Genomic DNA, 17,133 nt, shown 5'->3' with positions numbered 1-17,133 from the left:
CTTCGCGCTGCTAGAAGGGGAGACATGCAGCCGCTCGAAGCAGGGGAACCGAGGACCATCGGCGGCTACCGCATCCTCGGAAGACTCGGTTCCGGCGGTATGGGGCGCGTCTACCTCGCCCGCAACGAAGGCGGCAGGACCGTCGCCGTGAAGATCGTGCACCCGCACTTCGCCCTCGACGAGCAGTTCCGGGCCCGGTTCCGGCGCGAGGTGGAGGCGGCCCGGCTGGTGGGCGGACGGTGGACCGCCCCGGTCCTCGACGCCGACGCGGAGGCACCCGTGCCCTGGGTGGCGACCGGATACGTCGCCGGGCCGACGCTCGCCCGGGCCGTCGAGACCCTCGGCCCGCTGCCGGAGCACACGGTACGGACCCTGGGCGCCGGCCTCGCCGAGGCGCTGGCGGGCGTGCACGCGCTGCGGCTCGTCCACCGCGACGTGAAGCCGTCCAACGTGCTCCTCACCCTCGACGGGCCCCGGCTCATCGACTTCGGCATCGCCCGCGCCTCGGACGGCACGGCCTCGCTCACCGCGACGGGCGTCTCCATCGGCTCGCCGGGCTACATGGCGCCCGAGCAGATCCTCGGCCAGGGGACGACCGGCGCCTCCGACGTCTTCTCGCTCGGGGCGGTCCTCGCCTACGCGGCGGCCGGCGCCCCGCCCTTCCCCGGCGACTCCTCCGCCACCCTGCTCTACAAGGTCGTCCACGAGGAACCCGAACTGGGCGCGCTCTCCGGAGAGCTGCGGGAGCTGGTGGCCGGCTGCCTCGCCAAGGACCCGGCGTCCCGCCCCGCCCCGGCCGCCGTCGCGGCCCGGCTCGCCCCGGCCGGTCCGGCGGGCCTGGTGGCGACCGGCTGGCTCCCCGGCCCCCTCGTCGAGGAGGTGAGCCGCACGGCGGTCCGCCTCCTGGAACTCGACGCGGGCACGGCCGCCACGGGGCCGGGTGCGGACCCGGCCCCGCACTCACCGGGGCCCGCCCCCTTCCCGGTCGGCGCGGGGCCCGTCCCCTTCCCCGTCGGCGCCGGTACGGACGGCCCGTCCGACCCGCACGCCTCGGGACCCGTCCCCTTCACCGCGCCCTCGGTGTCCCCCGCCGGCGCCTTCGGCCCGCCGGTGGAACCGCCGCACGCCCTCTGGCCCGGCCCCGGCACCACGGAGGCCGGCCCCGGCGGTGCCACGTCCCACCCCGCCGCCCCCGCTTCCGGACCGGACACCGTGACCGGCGTGCCCCGCCCCCGTACCCGTACGCCCGACGAGGACACGGGAGCCGGGCCGGCCGGCGTGCGGAAGCTGTCGCTCTCCCTCGCCGCAGGCCGCCGCGTCGGCTGCACCGTCGCCCTCACCGTCACCGCGGCACTCGCCGCCGTCACCCTCGGGGCCGGCTACCTCCTCGATCTGATGCCGGGCGGCGACCGCGACGCCGGCGCCGACGGGACGGACGCGACCCCCTCCAGGCCGCCGGCCGCCACCGCGCCGCCCGCCGGCTCCGTGCCCACCGCCTTCCTCGGCACCTGGACCGGCCCCACCACCGAGCGCAACGGCTCCCCGCACGGCGACTTCACCGCCGTCGTCACCCAGGGCCGGACCGGCGAGGACGTCGTCCGCACCAGCCACGTCATCAGCGTCCTCGGGACCACCGTGCGGTGCCACGGCATCGGGCGGCTCACCTCCGCCTCCGCCACCGAACTGCGCGTCGCCGACCGCACCGACCCGGACCGCCCCGGCACCGCGGGCCTGTGCACCGGAGGCACCTCGTCGTTCACCCTCACCCTCGGCGCGGACGGCACCCTCGCCTACCGCTCCGACGAGGAGGCGGCGGGCCGCCCGACCGGCACCCTGCACAAGCGCTGAGAGACGCTGGCGTAGGCTGGTTCGGTCCGCCCGCCCCGCCTCCCAGCACCCACGCGACCGAGGCGCCACGGCGTCACGCCGTCAGATCGCACCCTCCGAAAGGGACCACCCGGTGACCGAGAAGGCCGACCTTCAGTCCGTCCTCGACCGCGCCGCAGAGGGTGGCCGGATCACCCCCGAAGAGGCGCTCGACCTGTACCGCTCCGCGCCGCTGCACGCGCTCGGCGCGGCCGCCGACGCGGTGCGCCGCCGCCGGTACGCCGGTACGGAGCACATCGCGACGTACATCATCGAGCGGAACATCAACTACACGAACGTGTGCGTCACGGCGTGCAAGTTCTGTGCCTTCTACGCCGCGCCCAAGGACAAGGCGAAGGGCTGGACCCGCGACCTCGACGACATCCTGCGCCGCTGCGCGGAGACCGTCGAACTCGGCGGCACCCAGATCATGTTCCAGGGCGGGCACCACCCGGACTACGGCGTCGAGTACTACGAGGAGCACTTCTCCGCCATCAAGAAGGCGTTCCCGCAGCTGGTCATCCACTCCCTCGGCGCGTCCGAGGTCGAGCACATGGCCCGCATCTCCAAGGTGTCGGTGGAGGAGGCCGTCCAGCGCATCCACGCCGCCGGCCTCGACTCCTTCGCCGGCGCGGGCGCCGAGCTGCTCCCGGCCCGGCCCCGCAAGGCGATCGCCCCGCTCAAGGAGAGCGGCGAGCGGTGGCTGGAGATCATGGAGATCGCCCACGGCCTCGGCGTGGAGTCCACCTCCACGATGCTGATGGGCACCGGCGAGACGAACGCCGAGCGGATCGAGCACCTGCGGATGATCCGGGACGTGCAGGACCGGACGGGCGGCTTCCGGGCCTTCATCCCGTACACGTACCAGCCCGAGAACAACCACCTCAAGGGCCGCACCCAGGCGACGATCTTCGAGTACCTGCGGATGATCGCGATCGCCCGGCTCTTCATGGACAACATCGCCCACATCCAGGGCTCCTGGCTGACGGTGGGCAAGGAGGCGGGCCAGCTGTCGCTGCACTACGGCGCGGACGACCTGGGCTCGATCATGCTGGAGGAGAACGTCGTCTCCTCGGCCGGCGCCAAGCACCGCTCCAACCGCATGGAGATCATCGACCTGATCCGCAAGGCGGGCCGCGTCCCGGCGCAGCGCGCGACCACGTACGAGCACCTCGTCGTCCACGACGACCCGGCGAACGACCCGGTCGACGAGCGGGTCGTCTCGCACATCTCGTCCATCGCGATCGAGGGCGGCACGGCGCACCCGGAGCTGAAGCTCCTCGACGCCAACTGACGCGTCCGTGCCGACCATCCACACGGCCGAGGCGTCGCCGGACGTCACGGTCGTGGTCGAGGGGCGGTCCCTGCTCGCCGTGGGCGGCCTCGACGAGCTGGCCGCCGCGTACCCGTCGGCGCGGGTGCGCCGCTGGCCGGGCGTCCTCACCCCGCCGCTGCTCAACCCCTACGGTCCGGAGCTCCTGGAGCAGAGCTACCACCCGGACCCGCGGGAGGCCGCCGAGCTCGGCACCGAGCCGCTCACCGGCGCGGCGCTCGACCGGCTGGAGATGGACGAGGCCCGCTGGGGCGCCAGCGCCCGGCGCGGCCTCCAGCGGATGCTGGCGCACGGGACGGTGGCCGTGGCGGGACAGCTGTCCCGGCCGTCCGTCGTCGACGCGGTGCGCCGCTCGGGGCTGATCCTGGCGGGGCGGGCCGCGCGGCCCGACGGCGTTCCGTCCCTCGACCCGTACGCGACGGGCGGCCCCCCGGTCCACCTGCACCCGCCGCGCGAGGGCGGCCCGGCGCGGTTCGCCGTCTTCGACGTCCCGTCGGAGCCGGAGCTCGCCCGCCGGGGCGCGGCCACCTGCGTCGCCACCGTCCTCGACGGCCGGCTCGTCTTCCGGCGCCGCTGAGGGACGTCCCCGCGAAGCCCCCGCGGGCCACCGCGTGAGGGCCGGGGGCGGGCTGCTTGAATGGGAACGTGACCCGAGCCTCCCTGGACAAGCAGCCGCACGAAGTCGCCTCGATGTTCGACGACGTGGCGGCGAACTACGACCTGACCAACGACGTGCTCTCGCTCGGTCAGGACCGGCGCTGGCGCAAGGAGGTCGCCAAGGCGGTCGACGCCCGGCCCGCGCAGAGGATCCTCGACCTGGCCGCCGGGACCGGCACGTCGTCCCTGCCGTTCGCCGCGACCGGCGCCTTCGTCGTGCCCTGCGACTTCTCGCTTGGCATGCTCCGGGAGGGCAAGAAGCGCCACGGCTGGCTGCCGCTGACGGCCGGTGACGGGACGCGGCTCCCCTTCCGCGACGACGTCTTCGACGCGGTGACGATCTCCTTCGGCCTGCGCAACATCCAGGACACCGAGGCGGCGCTCCGCGAGCTGTACCGGGTGACGAAGCCGGGCGGCCGGGTCGTGATCTGCGAGTTCTCGCACCCGACCTGGGCGCCCTTCCGCACGGTGTACGAGGAGTACCTGATGCGCGCGCTGCCGCCGGTGGCCCGCGCGGTGTCCTCCAACCCCGACGCGTACGTGTACCTCGCCGAGTCCATCCAGTCCTGGCCGGACCAGCCGACCCTCGCGGGGCTCCTGCAGAAGTCCGGCTGGTCGAAGGTCGCCTGGCGGAACCTCTCGGGCGGCATCGTGGCCATGCACCGGGGCTTCAAGCCGTAACACCCCGCAATAGACTGCAACCGACCTTCCCTCGACCCTTCGGGAGACCCCGCCGTGACCGAGCCCCTCTCCGAGCACAGCGCAGATGTGATCGTCGTCGGGGCAGGCCCGGCCGGTTCCACGACCGCGTACTACCTGGCCAAGGCCGGCCTCGACGTCCTGCTCCTGGAGAAGACCGCCTTCCCGCGCGAGAAGGTGTGCGGTGACGGGCTCACCCCCCGCGCCACCAAGCAGCTCGTCGCCATGGGCATCGACATCTCGGAAGAGGCCGGCTGGCTGCGCAACAAGGGCCTGCGGATCATCGGCGGCGGCTCCCGGCTCCAGCTCGACTGGCCGGACCTCGCCTCGTACCCGGACTACGGACTCGTCCGCAAGCGCGACGACTTCGACGAGCAGCTCGCCCGGCAGGCGCAGAAGGCCGGCGCGCGGCTGTACGAGCGGTGCAACGTCGGCGCCCCGGTCGTGGACGACCGGACCGGCCGGATCACCGGCGTGACCGCCAAGCTCGGCGAGGAGAAGCGCGAGGTCACCTTCCACGCGCCGCTCGTCGTGGCCGCCGACGGCAACTCCACCCGCCTGTCGCTCGCCATGGGCCTGCACCGGCGCGAGGACCGTCCGATGGGCGTGGCCGTGCGGACGTACTTCACCAGCCCCCGCCACGACGACGACTACCTGGAGTCCTGGCTGGAGCTCTGGGACCGGCGCGGTCCCCAGGACCGGCTGCTGCCCGGATACGGCTGGATCTTCGGCATGGGCGACGGCACGTCCAACGTCGGCCTCGGCATCCTGAACTCCTCCTCCGCCTTCAAGGAGCTGGACTGGCGCGAGGTCCTCAAGGCGTGGTGCGCCTCCATGCCGGAGGACTGGGGGTTCACCCCGGAGAACATGACGACGCCGATCCGCGGCGCCGCCCTGCCGATGGCCTTCAACCGGCAGCCGCACTACACCAAGGGCCTGCTGCTCGTCGGTGACGCGGGCGGCCTGGTCAACCCCTTCAACGGCGAGGGCATCGCGTACGCCATGGAGTCCGGCCAGATCGCGGCGGACGTCATCGTCCAGGCGCACGCGCGGGCGACTCCGGCCCAGCGCGAACTGGCGCTGCACAACTACCCGAAGATCCTCAAGGAGACGTACGGCGGGTACTACACCCTCGGCCGCGCGTTCGTGAAGATCATCGGCAACCCGAAGATCATGAAGATCGCCACGCAGCGGGGCCTGACCCACCCGGTCCTGATGAAGTTCACGCTGAAGATGCTGGCCAACCTCACCGACCCGACGGGCGGCGACGCGATGGACCGCATCATCAACGGTCTCTCGAAGGTGGCCCCGAAGGCCTGAACGCCCGGCGGTAGTCGCTCGGTGAGACCCCGACCGTCCGCAGGAAGTGACGGCGCAGGTTCGCCGCCGTGCCCAGGCCGCTGCGGCCGCCGATCTGTTCCACGGGCAGGTCGGTCGACTCCAGGAGCGTCTGGGCGCGGGCCACGCGCTGCTGCAGCAGCCACTGCAAGGGCGTGGTGCCGCAGGCGTCCTGGAGCCTGCGGTGGAAGGTGCGCGGGCTCATCCGGGCCCGCCGCGCCAGGTCCTCGACGGTCAGCGGCTCGGCGAGCCGCTCGGCCGCCCACTGGAGCACGTCCCCGAGCCCGTCGTCGTCGCGGGGCGGTACCGGCGCCTCGATGAACTGGGCCTGCCCGCCCGCGCGGTGCGGGGGCACGACCAGCCGGCGGGCCAGCTGCCCGGCGACCGTCGCCCCGAGGTCCTTGCGGACGAGGTGCAGACAGAGGTCGAGCGCGGCGGTGGCCCCCGCGCTGGTCAGCACGGAGCCCTCGTCCGTGTAGAGCACCGAGTCGTCGACGACGACGTCCGGGTGGCGGGCCGCGAGCTGCGCGGTGTGCTGCCAGTGGGCGGTGGCCCGGCGGCCGTCGAGCAGACCGGCGGCGGCGAGGGCGAAGGCGCCGGTGCACAGCGAGACCATCCGGGCGCCGGAGGCGGCGGCCGCGCGCAGCGCCTCCACGAGACCGGCCGGGACCTCCTCGCCGTCCTCCACGACCGCGTCGGGCACGGACGGCACGATGACGGTGTCCGCGTCCACGAGCCCGTCGAGGCCGTGGGTCGTACGGAGCGACAGGACACCGCCCGGGTCGCCGTCCCCGCACAGCCGCAGCTCGTACCAGGGGTCGGCGAGGTCCGGGTGCGGGATGCCGAAGACCGTGGCGGCGATGGAGAGTTCGTACATCTCCCACAGGGTCGTCCCGACCCGGGGGTCCGGCACGACGGCGAGGGCGACGGTTCCGGCGCTTCCGGCGTTCATGCCCCGAGCCTATGGCGGGAATGGTGCGGACGTCGTCAGTCCTGCCACTGTCGGCCGGTTTCCGCCGCTGGAACGGTGAGGGCATGAACGACACCACCCACACCACCACCGTCTCCGTCGTCGGACTCGGGCAGATGGGCGCCGCCCTCGCCGGCGCCTTCCTGGCCGCGGGCCACCCGACCACCGTCTGGAACCGCACCCCTGCCAAGGCGGACCCCCTCGTCGCCCGCGGCGCCGTACGCGCCGCCACCGTCGCCGAGGCGGTCGCGGCGAGCGAGCTGATCGTCGTCTGCGTCCTGGACCACCCCGCCGTGCGCGCCCTCCTCGGCCCCGTGGCGCCGGCGCTGCGCGGGAGGACGGTCGTGAACCTCACGACGGGTTCGCCCGAGCAGGCCCGCGCGGAGGCGGAGTGGGCGGCGGAGCACGGGATCGGCTATCTGGACGGCGGCATCATGACGACACCGCCCGGGATCGGCGACAGCGCCCACATGATCCTGTACGCCGGGGAGCCCGAGCCGTTCGCCCGGTACCGCTCGACGCTGGCGGTGCTGGGCGACCCGGTCGATCTCGGCCGGGACGCCGGACTCGCCTCGCTCTACGACGCGGGACTGCTCGGGCTCATGTGGTCGGTCTTCGGCGGCTGGCTGCACGCCACTGCCCTCACCGGCGCCGACGGGGTGACGGCCCGGGACTTCACGAGGGTCGCCGACCGCTGGCTGCGGACGGTCGCCTGGTTCATGAGCGGGTACGCGGAGCAGATCGACGCGGGCGAGTACCCGGGCGCGGACGCCACCATCGACGTCCAGGTGGCGGCGATCGGGCATCTGCTGCACGCGGGGGAGGCGCGGGGCGTGGACGGGCGGCTGCCGCGGCTGCACCAGGAGCTGATGCGGGGCGCGGTCGAGGCGGGGCACGGCGGCGACAGCTACGCCCGGCTCATCGACGCCTTCCGGAAGTGAGGAAGGAACCCGGCGCGGGAGGCGTCCTCTACGGACCGCCGGATCGGCGGGCATGAGAGAAGGCCGTCACTCCCGAGGAGTGACGGCCTTCGCGTGTCCGCTGGCGCGACGATCAGAGGATGCGCACGGCGCCGGAGGGGGTGTCCCAGTCCAGGGAGCGCTCGACCACGCCGGTGGACGGGTTCTGCGCGCCGACGTAGTTGCCGCCGCCCACGTAGATCGCCACGTGGTACGAGCCGCTGCGGCTGCCCCAGTACAGGATGTCGCCCGGCTGGAGGTTGCTCAGCGAGACGGAGGTGCCCATGCTCGACTGCGAGCTGGAGACGCGGGGAAGGTCGATGCCGGCCTGGCGGTAGGCGGCCTGGACCAGTCCGGAGCAGTCCCACGAGTTGGGTCCGGTGCCGCCGGAGACGTAGGCGTCGCCGACCTGGGCGCGGGCGAAGGCCACGATCGCCGCGGCGGAGCCGGTGGCCACCTGGCTCTCGGTGCTGGAGGAGGAGCTGCCGGCGGAGTCGTCGGAGGAGGACGCCGAGAGCGTGGTGCGCTCCGCGGTCCGGGAGGCGCGCTGACGGGCCTCCTCACGGGCCTTCTCGGCGCGCTCGGCCTCGGCCTTGCGGTCGGCCTCGGCCTTGGCCTTCTTGGCCTCCTGGGCGGCCTTGCGGTGGGCGGCCTCTTCCTGGGCGCGCAGGCTCAGGTCGAGGGCCTCCTGCTGGGACGCCTCGGCCGAGGCGGAGACGGCGCTCGCCAGGTCGGTGTCGAGGGCGCCGAGCGTGGGCATCTCGATGGTCTCGGTCACCGGCTCGGCATTCGCCGGCCCGGCAGCACCCGCCACCGCGATGGTGCTGAGGACGCCACCGGCAACTCCGGCACGGAGCGCGAGCTTGGACGCGCTGCGGCGGGGCTTCCGGTGGCTGGGTATGTGAGCGGTCTGGGACATGAGAACAACCGCTATCAGGGGTTCACGGTTCCCATCAAGAAACGTGTGTTGCGCCACAGTTACGACCGGAACTACCCAATCCGCTTCCCTGGCGCCCTTATTGACGCCGTAACGGGCAAATCGGGCACAGGCTTTCAGGCCCGTGATCACGTGTTTTCCGCGAAACGTCCGAATTGACCGGCGCTTACCACCTCTTCACGCGGTTGGCCAAGCCCTGTAGTTGACGGGGTGTAGGTAACGTGACGCAGGTCACAAGCGGGCAACTCCCGGGCGACGCGGGCCCTTCGTGACGGCCGGCGCGCGTCCACTTCGCTCCGCGGGACCGCTCGGCCGGGTGGGGTGAGCCCTCTATCACCCGTGCGAGTCCATCGCGAATTTGCCTGTAGTCGCCATCGTTTGATAGAGCGCGGCGGCTCCGACCAGCGGCAATCCCCGCTGATGTCACGTCTCGTGCTCACTTGGCTACTTCTCGTATGAAGATCACCGTTCATCCGAATTCATGATCCTTCGACTCGTGGTGGAGATCACAAAGTCCTTGCCGTACCCCGTGTCGCAGATCACAGAGCGACAGGCATAAGATGCGAGTCAATCGGGCTTGTGAACTGCCTCACATGTACGCGATCTTCGAGGCGGCGATCCGGATGCCCGCTGCGGTCCAACGGTCAAGGACGACTGGAAGGAGCGAGGAGCGTGAATGCGTACGCGCCCATCCTCGTGCTCGGCGCCCTCGGGGCAGGGTTTGCGATCTTCTCCGTGGTCATGGCCACGCTAATCGGCCCAAAGCGGTACAACAGGGCAAAACTTGAGGCGTACGAGTGCGGCATCGAGCCGACGCCCACTCCCGCCGGAGGAGGCCGCTTCCCGATCAAGTACTACCTGACGGCGATGCTCTTCATCGTCTTCGACATCGAGATCGTCTTCCTCTACCCCTGGGCGGTCACCTTCGACGCCCTGGGGCTTTTCGGGCTCGTGGAGATGCTGCTCTTCGTGCTCACCGTCTTCGTCGCCTACGCCTACGTGTGGCGGCGCGGCGGCCTGGAATGGGACTGAGGGGCTGGGAGCACACTCATGGGACTCGAAGAGAAGCTGCCGAGCGGTTTTCTGCTGACGACGGTCGAGCAGGCCGCGGGCTGGGTGCGTAAGTCGTCCGTCTTCCCGGCGACCTTCGGCCTGGCCTGCTGCGCCATCGAGATGATGACGACCGGAGCGGGCCGGTACGACCTGGCGCGCTTCGGCATGGAGGTCTTCCGCGGCTCGCCGCGCCAGGCCGACCTGATGATCGTGGCGGGCCGGGTCAGCCAGAAGATGGCGCCCGTCCTGCGGCAGGTCTATGACCAGATGCCCAACCCCAAGTGGGTCATCTCCATGGGGGTCTGCGCGTCTTCGGGCGGAATGTTCAACAACTACGCGATCGTGCAGGGCGTCGACCACATCGTGCCGGTCGACATCTATCTGCCGGGCTGCCCGCCGCGCCCGGAAATGCTGATGGACGCGATTCTCAAGCTCCACCAGAAGATCCAGACCTCCAAGCTCGGCGTCAACGCGGAGGAAGCTGCCCGCGAGGCGGAGGAGGCGGCGCTCAAGGCCCTGCCGACCATTGAGATGAAGGGTCTGCTCCGTTGAGTGACGAGACACCCAACCCCGACAAGGAACTCAGCGCGCAGAACCTGCCGGGTCAGCGCGGGGACCACGGCGAGGAGGTCCGGGTCCAGCGCGGGATGTTCGGCGCCCAGAGCGGGGCCGACACCAGCGGCTACGGCGGCCTCGTCCGCTCCGTACGCCTGCCGGGGCCGGCCACGCGTCCCTACGGCGGCTGGTTCGACGAGGTGGCCGACGAGCTCGAGGGCGCCCTCGACGAACAGGGGCTCCTCCCCGCCAACGCCATCGAGAAGACGGTCGTGGACCGCGGCGAGATCACTTTCCACATCGCCCGTGAGCACCTCGTCCGGGTCGCCCGCACCCTGCGGGACGACCCCGCGCTCCGCTTCGAGCTGTGCACGGGCGTCTCCGGCGTCCACTACCTCGGGGACAAGGGCCGCGAGCTGCACGCCGTCTACCACCTGCGCTCGCTGACCCACGGCCGGCTGATCCGCCTGGAGGTCACGGCCCCGGACGCCGACCCGCACATCCCGTCGCTCGTCGCGGTCTACCCGACCAACGACTGGCACGAGCGGGAGGCGTACGACTTCTTCGGCATCGTCTTCGACGGCCACCCCGCCCTCACCCGGATCATGATGCCGGACGACTGGCAGGGCCACCCGCAGCGCAAGGACTACCCCCTCGGCGGCATCCCCGTCGAATACAAGGGCGCCCAGATCCCGGCTCCTGACCAGCGGAGGTCGTACAGCTGATGAGTACCGAACACGCCCTCCCGTCACCCGGCCACCGCCCCTCGTCGACTCCCTTCGGGACGCCCCCATCCTCCGCCTCCGCCCGGGAGACCACCGAGGGCACCGTCTACACCGTCACCGGTGGCGACTGGGAAGAGGTCGTCGCGTCCGCCGCCAAGGCGGACGACGAGCGGATCATCGTCAACATGGGTCCCCAGCACCCGTCCACGCACGGGGTGCTCCGGCTGATCCTGGAGATCGACGGCGAGACCGTCACCGAGGCCCGCTGCGGCATCGGCTACCTCCACACCGGCATCGAGAAGAACCTCGAATTCCGGACCTGGACGCAGGGCACCACCTTCGTCACGCGCATGGACTACCTCACCTCGTTCTTCAACGAGACGGCGTACTGCCTCGGCGTCGAGAGGCTCCTCGGCATCACCGACCAGATCCCGGACCGGGCCGAGGTCATCCGCGTCCTGCTGATGGAGCTCAACCGGCTCTCCTCCCACCTGGTGTGCATCGCCACCGGCGGCATGGAGCTGGGCGCCACCACGATCATGATCTACGGCTTCCGGGACCGCGAACTGATCCTGGACCTGTACGAGCTGATCACCGGCCTGCGCATGAACCACGCGTTCATCCGTCCCGGGGGCCTCGCCCAGGACCTCCCGCCCGGCGCCGTCGACGCCGTGCGCGAGTTCGTGAAGACCATGAAGAAGAACCTGCCGGAGTACGACAAGCTCGCCACCGGCAACCCCATCTTCAAGGCCCGCATGCAGGACGTCGGCTACCTCGACCTCACCGGCTGCATGGCGCTCGGCGCCACCGGGCCGATCCTGCGCTCCGCGGGCCTCCCGCACGACCTGCGCAGGACCGACCCGTACTGCGGCTACGAGAACTACGAGTTCGACATCCCGACCGCCGACACCTGCGACTCCTACGGGCGCTTCCTCGTCCGCCTCGAGGAGATGCGGCAGTCCCTCCGGATCGTCGAACAGTGCCTGGACCGCCTCGAGCCCGGACCGGTCATGGTCGGCGACAAGAAGATCGCCTGGCCCGCGCAGCTCGCGCTCGGCCCCGACGGCCTCGGCAACTCCCTCGACCACATCAAGAAGATCATGGGCACCTCCATGGAGGCCCTGATCCACCACTTCAAGCTGGTCACCGAGGGCTTCCGGGTCCCCGCCGGGCAGACCTACGCCGCCGTCGAGTCGCCCAAGGGCGAACTGGGTGTGCACGTCGTCAGCGACGGCGGCACCCGCCCCTTCCGGGTCCACTTCCGGGACCCGTCCTTCACCAACCTGCAGGCCATGGCGGCGATGTGCGAGGGCGGCCAGGTCGCCGACGTCATCGTCGCCGTCGCCTCCATCGACCCCGTGATGGGAGGCGTCGACCGATGACGGACGGACAGACCAGTCTCGGGATGCCCCAGCTCCCCGCCCCCGACTACCCCGCCGAGGTACGCACCCGGCTGGAGGCGGACGCCAAGGAGATCATCGCCCGCTATCCGGGGTCCCGCTCCGCGCTCCTGCCGCTGCTGCACCTCGTGCAGGCGGAGGAGGGGCACGTGACCCGCACCGGCATGCGGTTCTGCGCCGACGTCCTCGGCCTCACCACCGCCGAGGTCACCGCGGTCGCCACCTTCTACTCGATGTACCGCCGCAAGCCCTCCGGCGACTACCAGGTCGGCGTCTGCACCAACACCCTCTGCGCGGTCATGGGCGGCGACGCCATCTTCGAGGAGCTCCAGGCCCACCTCGGCGTCGGCAACCAGGGCACCACGGACGACGGCAAGATCACCCTCGAACACATCGAGTGCAACGCGGCCTGCGACTTCGCGCCCGTGGTGATGGTCAACTGGGAGTTCTTCGACAACCAGACGCCCGAGTCCGCCAAGGCGATGGTCGACGACCTGCGGGCCGGCCGACCCGTCGAGCCCACGCGCGGCGCGCCCCTGTGCACCTTCAAGGAGACCGCCCGCATCCTGGCCGGCTTCCCCGACGAGCGTGAAGGCGCCGTCGAGGCCACCGGCGGGGCAGGCCCGGCCTCCCTCGTCGGACTCCGCCTGGCGAAGGGCGAATCCCCGCACCACAAGATCGTCCACCCGCGCGGCGAGTCAGCCGGTGGGGAGGGGGAGTGATGACCTTGGCAGCCGAGATCGACCACAGCAGCCCCGAGAAGCTTCTCGCGCCCGTCCTGTCGGCGTTCTGGGACCAGCCCGACTCCTGGACCCTGGAGACGTACAAGCGGCACGAGGGGTACGAAGGGCTGAAGAAGGCCCTCGCGATGTCGCCCGACGACCTCATCGCGTACGTCAAGGACTCGGGACTGCGCGGCCGCGGCGGCGCGGGCTTCCCCACCGGGATGAAGTGGCAGTTCATCCCGCAGGGCGACGGCAAGCCGCACTACCTCGTCGTCAACGCCGACGAGTCCGAGCCGGGCACCTGCAAGGACATCCCGCTCCTCTTCGCCAACCCGCACTCGCTCATCGAGGGCATCGTGATCGCCTGCTACGCGATCCGGTCCAGCCATGCCTTCATCTACCTGCGCGGCGAGGTCGTCCCGGTCCTGCGCCGGCTCCACGAGGCCGTCCGCGAGGCGTACGAGGCGGGCTTCCTCGGCACGGACATCCTCGGCAGCGGGCTCGACCTGGAACTCACCGTGCACGCGGGCGCCGGGGCGTACATCTGCGGCGAGGAGACCGCGCTGCTCGACTCGCTCGAAGGGCGTCGCGGCCAGCCCCGGCTGCGTCCACCCTTCCCCGCCGTCGCCGGCCTGTACGCCTGTCCCACCGTGGTGAACAACGTCGAGTCCATCGCGTCCGTTCCCGCGATCCTGAACCGGGGCAAGGACTGGTTCAAGTCGATGGGCAGCGAGAAGTCCCCCGGCTTCACCCTCTACTCGCTCAGCGGCCACGTCGCCTCGCCCGGCCAGTACGAGGCCCCGCTCGGGATCACGCTGCGCCAGCTCCTCGACATGAGCGGCGGCATGCGCCCCGGCCACCGGCTGAAGTTCTGGACCCCCGGCGGCTCCTCCACCCCGATGTTCACCGACGAGCACCTCGACGTCCCCCTGGACTACGAGGGCGTGGGCGCGGCCGGCTCCATGCTCGGCACCAAAGCGCTCCAGTGCTTCGACGAGACCACCTGCGTCGTGCGGGCCGTGACCCGGTGGACGGAGTTCTACGCCCACGAGTCCTGCGGCAAGTGCACGCCGTGCCGCGAGGGCACCTACTGGCTCGTACAGCTGCTCCGCGACATCGAGGCGGGCAAGGGCGCCATGGCCGACCTCGACAAGCTGAACGACATCGCCGACAACATCAACGGCAAGTCGTTCTGCGCGCTCGGCGACGGCGCCGCCTCCCCGATCTTCTCCTCCCTGAAGTACTTCCGCGAGGAGTACGAGCAGCACATCACCGGCCGGGGCTGCCCCTTCGACCCCGCCAAGTCGACCGCCTGGGCGGACAACCACAAGGAGGTGACGGCATGACGGTGACCACGTCCAACCCGGCCGGCGGCGAAGCCGCCCTCCCGCCGGAGGACCTCGTCACGCTGACCATCGACGGCGCCGAGATCTCCGTCCCCAAGGGGACCCTGGTCATCCGCGCCGCGGAACAGCTCGGCATCGAGATCCCCCGCTTCTGCGACCACCCGCTCCTCGACCCGGCCGGCGCCTGCCGGCAGTGCATCGTCGAGGTCGAGGGCCAGCGCAAGCCGATGGCGTCCTGCACCATCACCTGCACCGACGGCATGGTGGTGAAGTCGCAGCTGACCAGCCCGGTGGCGGAGAAGGCCCAGCACGGCGTGATGGAGCTGCTGCTCATCAACCATCCGCTGGACTGCCCGGTCTGCGACAAGGGCGGCGAGTGCCCGCTCCAGAACCAGGCCATGTCCCACGGCCGGTCCGAGTCCCGCTTCGACGGCCTGAAGCGGACCTACGAGAAGCCGGTGCCGATCTCCACCCAGGTGCTGCTCGACCGCGAGCGGTGCGTCCTGTGCGCCCGCTGCACCCGGTTCTCGAACCAGATCGCCGGCGACCCGATGATCGAGCTGATCGAGCGCGGCGCGCTCCAGCAGGTCGGCACCGGCGAGGGCGACGACTTCGAGTCGTACTTCTCCGGCAACACCATCCAGATCTGCCCGGTCGGCGCGCTCACCTCGGCGGCGTACCGGTTCCGCTCCCGCCCCTTCGACCTGGTGTCCTCGCCGAGCGTCTGCGAGCACTGCGCGGGCGGCTGCGCCACGCGCACCGACCACCGCCGCGGCAAGGTCATGCGGCGGCTCGCGGCCGAGGACCCGGAGGTCAACGAGGAGTGGGTGTGCGACAAGGGGCGGTTCGCCTTCCGGTACGCGCAGCAGCGCGACCGGCTCACCACCCCGCTGGTCCGCAGCGCCGAGACCGGTGAGCTGGAGCCCGCCTCCTGGCCCGAGGCGCTGGAGGCCGCGGCCCGCGGGCTCGTGCGCGGCCGCACCGGCGTCCTGGCGGGCGGCAGGCTGACCGTCGAGGACGCGTACGCCTACGCCAAGTTCGCCCGGGTCGCCCTCGACACCAACGACGTCGACTTCCGGGCCCGCGTCCACTCCGGCGAGGAGGCCGACTTCCTCGCCTCCCACGTGGCCGGGCGCGGCCGGGACCTGGACGGCAGCGGGGTCACGTACACCTCCCTGGAAGCCGCCCCGGCCGTGCTGCTCGTCGGCTTCGAGTCCGAGGAGGAGGCCCCCGGCGTCTTCCTGCGGCTCCGCAAGGCGTGGCGCACCAAGGGCCAGAAGACCTACGCGCTCGCCTCGCACGCGACCCGGGGCCTGGCGAAGGCGGGCGGCACGCTGCTGGCCGCCGCGCCCGGCACCGAGACCGAGTGGCTGGACGCCCTCACCTCCCGCGTCGGGCTCGACGGGCCCGGCACGGACGCGGCGGAGGCGCTGCGGCGGGACGGCGCGGTCATCGTGGTCGGCGAACGGCTGGCCGCGGTGCCGGGCGGGCTGACCTCGGCCGTGCGGACGGCGGCGGCGACCGGCGCGACGCTGGTGTGGATCCCGCGCCGTGCGGGGGAGCGCGGCGCGCTCGAAGCCGGCGCCATCCCGACGCTGCTGCCCGGCGGGCGCCCCGCGACCGACCCCCGCGCGCGTGAGGAGGTCGCGGCCGCCTGGGGCGTGCGCGACCTGCCGCACGGATACGGCCGGGACACCGGCCAGATCGTGGAGGCCGCCGCCACCGGCGAACTGGGCGCGCTGCTCGTCGGCGGCGTCGAGGTCCGCGACCTGCCCGACCCGGCACGCGCGCGTGAGGCGCTCGACGCGGCGTTCGTGGTCTCCCTTGAGCTGCGGCCGAGCGAGGTCACCGAGCGGGCCGACGTGGTCCTGCCCGTCGCCGCCGTCGCCGAGAAGTCGGGCACCTTCCTCAACTGGGAGGGCCGGGCCCGCCTCTTCGAGGCCGCGCTCAAGCCCGAGCAGATGACCCGTGCGCTGCCTCCGGCCGACGCCCGCGTCCTCCACATGCTCGCGGACGCCCTCGACACGCACCTGGCGCTGCCCGATCTGCGGGCCGCCCGACGCGAGATGGACCGGCTCGGCGGCTGGACCGGCGAGCGGGCCTCCGAGCCCGTCGAGCCGGCACAGCCCGCGCCGCGGCCGGGCGAGGGCGAGGCCGTCCTCGCCGGACACCGGATGCTGCTCGACCTCGGCAGGCTCCAGGAGGGCGACACCGCGCTGGCGGGCACCCGCCACGCCGCCCCCGCCCTGCTGTCGGCGGCCACCGCCGCCGAGACCGGGGTCAAGGACGGCGACCTCCTCGCCGTGACCGGCCCGGCCGGCTCGCTCCACCTCCCGCTCCAGGTCACCGAGATGCCCGACCGTGTCGTCTGGCTCCCGCTGAACTCGACCGGCGGCGGTGTCCTCTCCGACACCGGCGCCCACCCGGGCGACCTGGTCCGCATCGGCCCCGCGGGCTCCCCGGCGGGCGACGAGGACCGGGAGGCGGGCTCGTGACCGGCACCGGCTCCCCCCTCCGCCGCCCCGCGCACCCGGGCGCGCGCCCCGCGCCCGGTGCGGCGCGCCCGCGCG

15 protein-coding genes are annotated in these 17,133 nt (G+C 72.1%); 13 read left to right on the top strand and 2 right to left on the bottom strand.

Going from position 1 to position 17,133, the window contains the following annotated elements:
- The first annotated feature begins 24 nt into the window (after positions 1-24).
- The 5 genes from ACZ68P_RS16860 (at position 25) to ACZ68P_RS16840 (ending at position 5,875) form a co-directional block, all read left to right on the top strand.
- Positions 25-1,848 (top strand): serine/threonine-protein kinase, encoded by a 1,824-nt coding sequence (locus tag ACZ68P_RS16860; protein WP_471006748.1) that lies wholly within the window; start codon positions 25-27, stop codon positions 1,846-1,848.
- A gap of 112 nt (positions 1,849-1,960) precedes the next feature.
- Entirely contained in the window at positions 1,961-3,160 is a 1,200-nt protein-coding gene (mqnC, locus tag ACZ68P_RS16855) for a cyclic dehypoxanthinyl futalosine synthase (RefSeq protein ID WP_471006745.1), read from the top strand.
- A 7-nt stretch (positions 3,161-3,167) separates the two neighbouring features.
- Entirely contained in the window at positions 3,168-3,776 is a 609-nt protein-coding gene (locus ACZ68P_RS16850) for a hypothetical protein (RefSeq protein WP_471006744.1), read from the top strand.
- A 68-nt stretch (positions 3,777-3,844) separates the two neighbouring features.
- Positions 3,845-4,537 carry a demethylmenaquinone methyltransferase gene (locus ACZ68P_RS16845; protein ID WP_471006741.1) on the top strand — a complete coding sequence of 231 codons (693 nt, stop codon included), beginning with the start codon at positions 3,845-3,847 and terminating at the stop codon, positions 4,535-4,537.
- A 54-nt stretch (positions 4,538-4,591) separates the two neighbouring features.
- Positions 4,592-5,875, top strand: coding sequence for a geranylgeranyl reductase family protein (locus ACZ68P_RS16840; RefSeq protein ID WP_471006740.1), 1,284 nt, complete (start codon positions 4,592-4,594; stop codon positions 5,873-5,875).
- Here ACZ68P_RS16840 and ACZ68P_RS16835 read toward each other — a convergent pair.
- The gene (locus tag ACZ68P_RS16835) at positions 5,841-6,845 is read right to left on the bottom strand and encodes a helix-turn-helix domain-containing protein (protein ID WP_471006737.1); all 1,005 of its coding nucleotides are present in this window, start codon (positions 6,843-6,845) and stop codon (positions 5,841-5,843) included. The genes ACZ68P_RS16840 and ACZ68P_RS16835 overlap by 35 nt on opposite strands.
- 11 nt (positions 6,846-6,856) lie before the next feature.
- Between ACZ68P_RS16835 and ACZ68P_RS16830 the strand changes: the two genes are divergently transcribed.
- On the top strand, positions 6,857-7,804 hold the full coding sequence (locus ACZ68P_RS16830; RefSeq protein ID WP_471006736.1) for an NAD(P)-dependent oxidoreductase: 948 nt from the start codon (positions 6,857-6,859) through the stop codon (positions 7,802-7,804).
- A 112-nt stretch (positions 7,805-7,916) separates the two neighbouring features.
- Here ACZ68P_RS16830 and ACZ68P_RS16825 read toward each other — a convergent pair whose 3' ends face one another.
- Positions 7,917-8,741 (bottom strand): C40 family peptidase, encoded by an 825-nt coding sequence (locus ACZ68P_RS16825; protein ID WP_471006734.1) that lies wholly within the window; start codon positions 8,739-8,741, stop codon positions 7,917-7,919.
- A 690-nt stretch (positions 8,742-9,431) separates the two neighbouring features.
- On the opposite strand from ACZ68P_RS16825, the gene ACZ68P_RS16820 reads away from it, so the two are divergent.
- The 7 genes from ACZ68P_RS16820 to ACZ68P_RS16790 are packed head-to-tail and all read left to right on the top strand — an operon-like array spanning position 9,432 to position 17,058.
- Positions 9,432-9,791 (top strand): NADH-quinone oxidoreductase subunit A, encoded by a 360-nt coding sequence (locus tag ACZ68P_RS16820; protein WP_030494815.1) that lies wholly within the window; start codon positions 9,432-9,434, stop codon positions 9,789-9,791.
- A gap of 18 nt (positions 9,792-9,809) precedes the next feature.
- Positions 9,810-10,364 (top strand): NuoB/complex I 20 kDa subunit family protein, encoded by a 555-nt coding sequence (locus ACZ68P_RS16815; RefSeq protein ID WP_010041554.1) that lies wholly within the window; start codon positions 9,810-9,812, stop codon positions 10,362-10,364.
- Complete coding sequence (locus ACZ68P_RS16810; protein WP_365715519.1) at positions 10,361-11,092, top strand: NADH-quinone oxidoreductase subunit C; 732 nt, start codon at positions 10,361-10,363, stop codon at positions 11,090-11,092. The genes ACZ68P_RS16815 and ACZ68P_RS16810 overlap by 4 nt, the downstream gene beginning before the upstream one ends.
- Positions 11,092-12,474, top strand: a complete 1,383-nt coding sequence (locus ACZ68P_RS16805; RefSeq protein ID WP_471006731.1) for an NADH-quinone oxidoreductase subunit D — start codon at positions 11,092-11,094, stop codon at positions 12,472-12,474. The genes ACZ68P_RS16810 and ACZ68P_RS16805 overlap by 1 nt, the downstream gene beginning before the upstream one ends.
- A complete protein-coding gene (gene nuoE / locus ACZ68P_RS16800; RefSeq protein WP_471006728.1) occupies positions 12,471-13,214 on the top strand; it encodes an NADH-quinone oxidoreductase subunit NuoE in 744 nt (247 codons plus the stop codon). The genes ACZ68P_RS16805 and nuoE overlap by 4 nt, the downstream gene beginning before the upstream one ends.
- Positions 13,214-14,563, top strand: a complete 1,350-nt coding sequence (nuoF, locus tag ACZ68P_RS16795; protein ID WP_365715516.1) for an NADH-quinone oxidoreductase subunit NuoF — start codon at positions 13,214-13,216, stop codon at positions 14,561-14,563. The genes nuoE and nuoF overlap by 1 nt, the downstream gene beginning before the upstream one ends.
- Positions 14,560-17,058 (top strand): NADH-quinone oxidoreductase subunit G, encoded by a 2,499-nt coding sequence (locus ACZ68P_RS16790; protein ID WP_471006726.1) that lies wholly within the window; start codon positions 14,560-14,562, stop codon positions 17,056-17,058. Before nuoF ends, ACZ68P_RS16790 begins: the two co-directional genes overlap by 4 nt.
- The last annotated feature ends 75 nt before the right edge of the window (positions 17,059-17,133 follow it).

Source organism: Streptomyces sp. NPDC036822 (assembly GCF_055609145.1).
The sequence above is the reverse complement of the archived record's forward strand: the minus strand, read 5'-3'. Positions and strand labels throughout refer to the sequence as shown.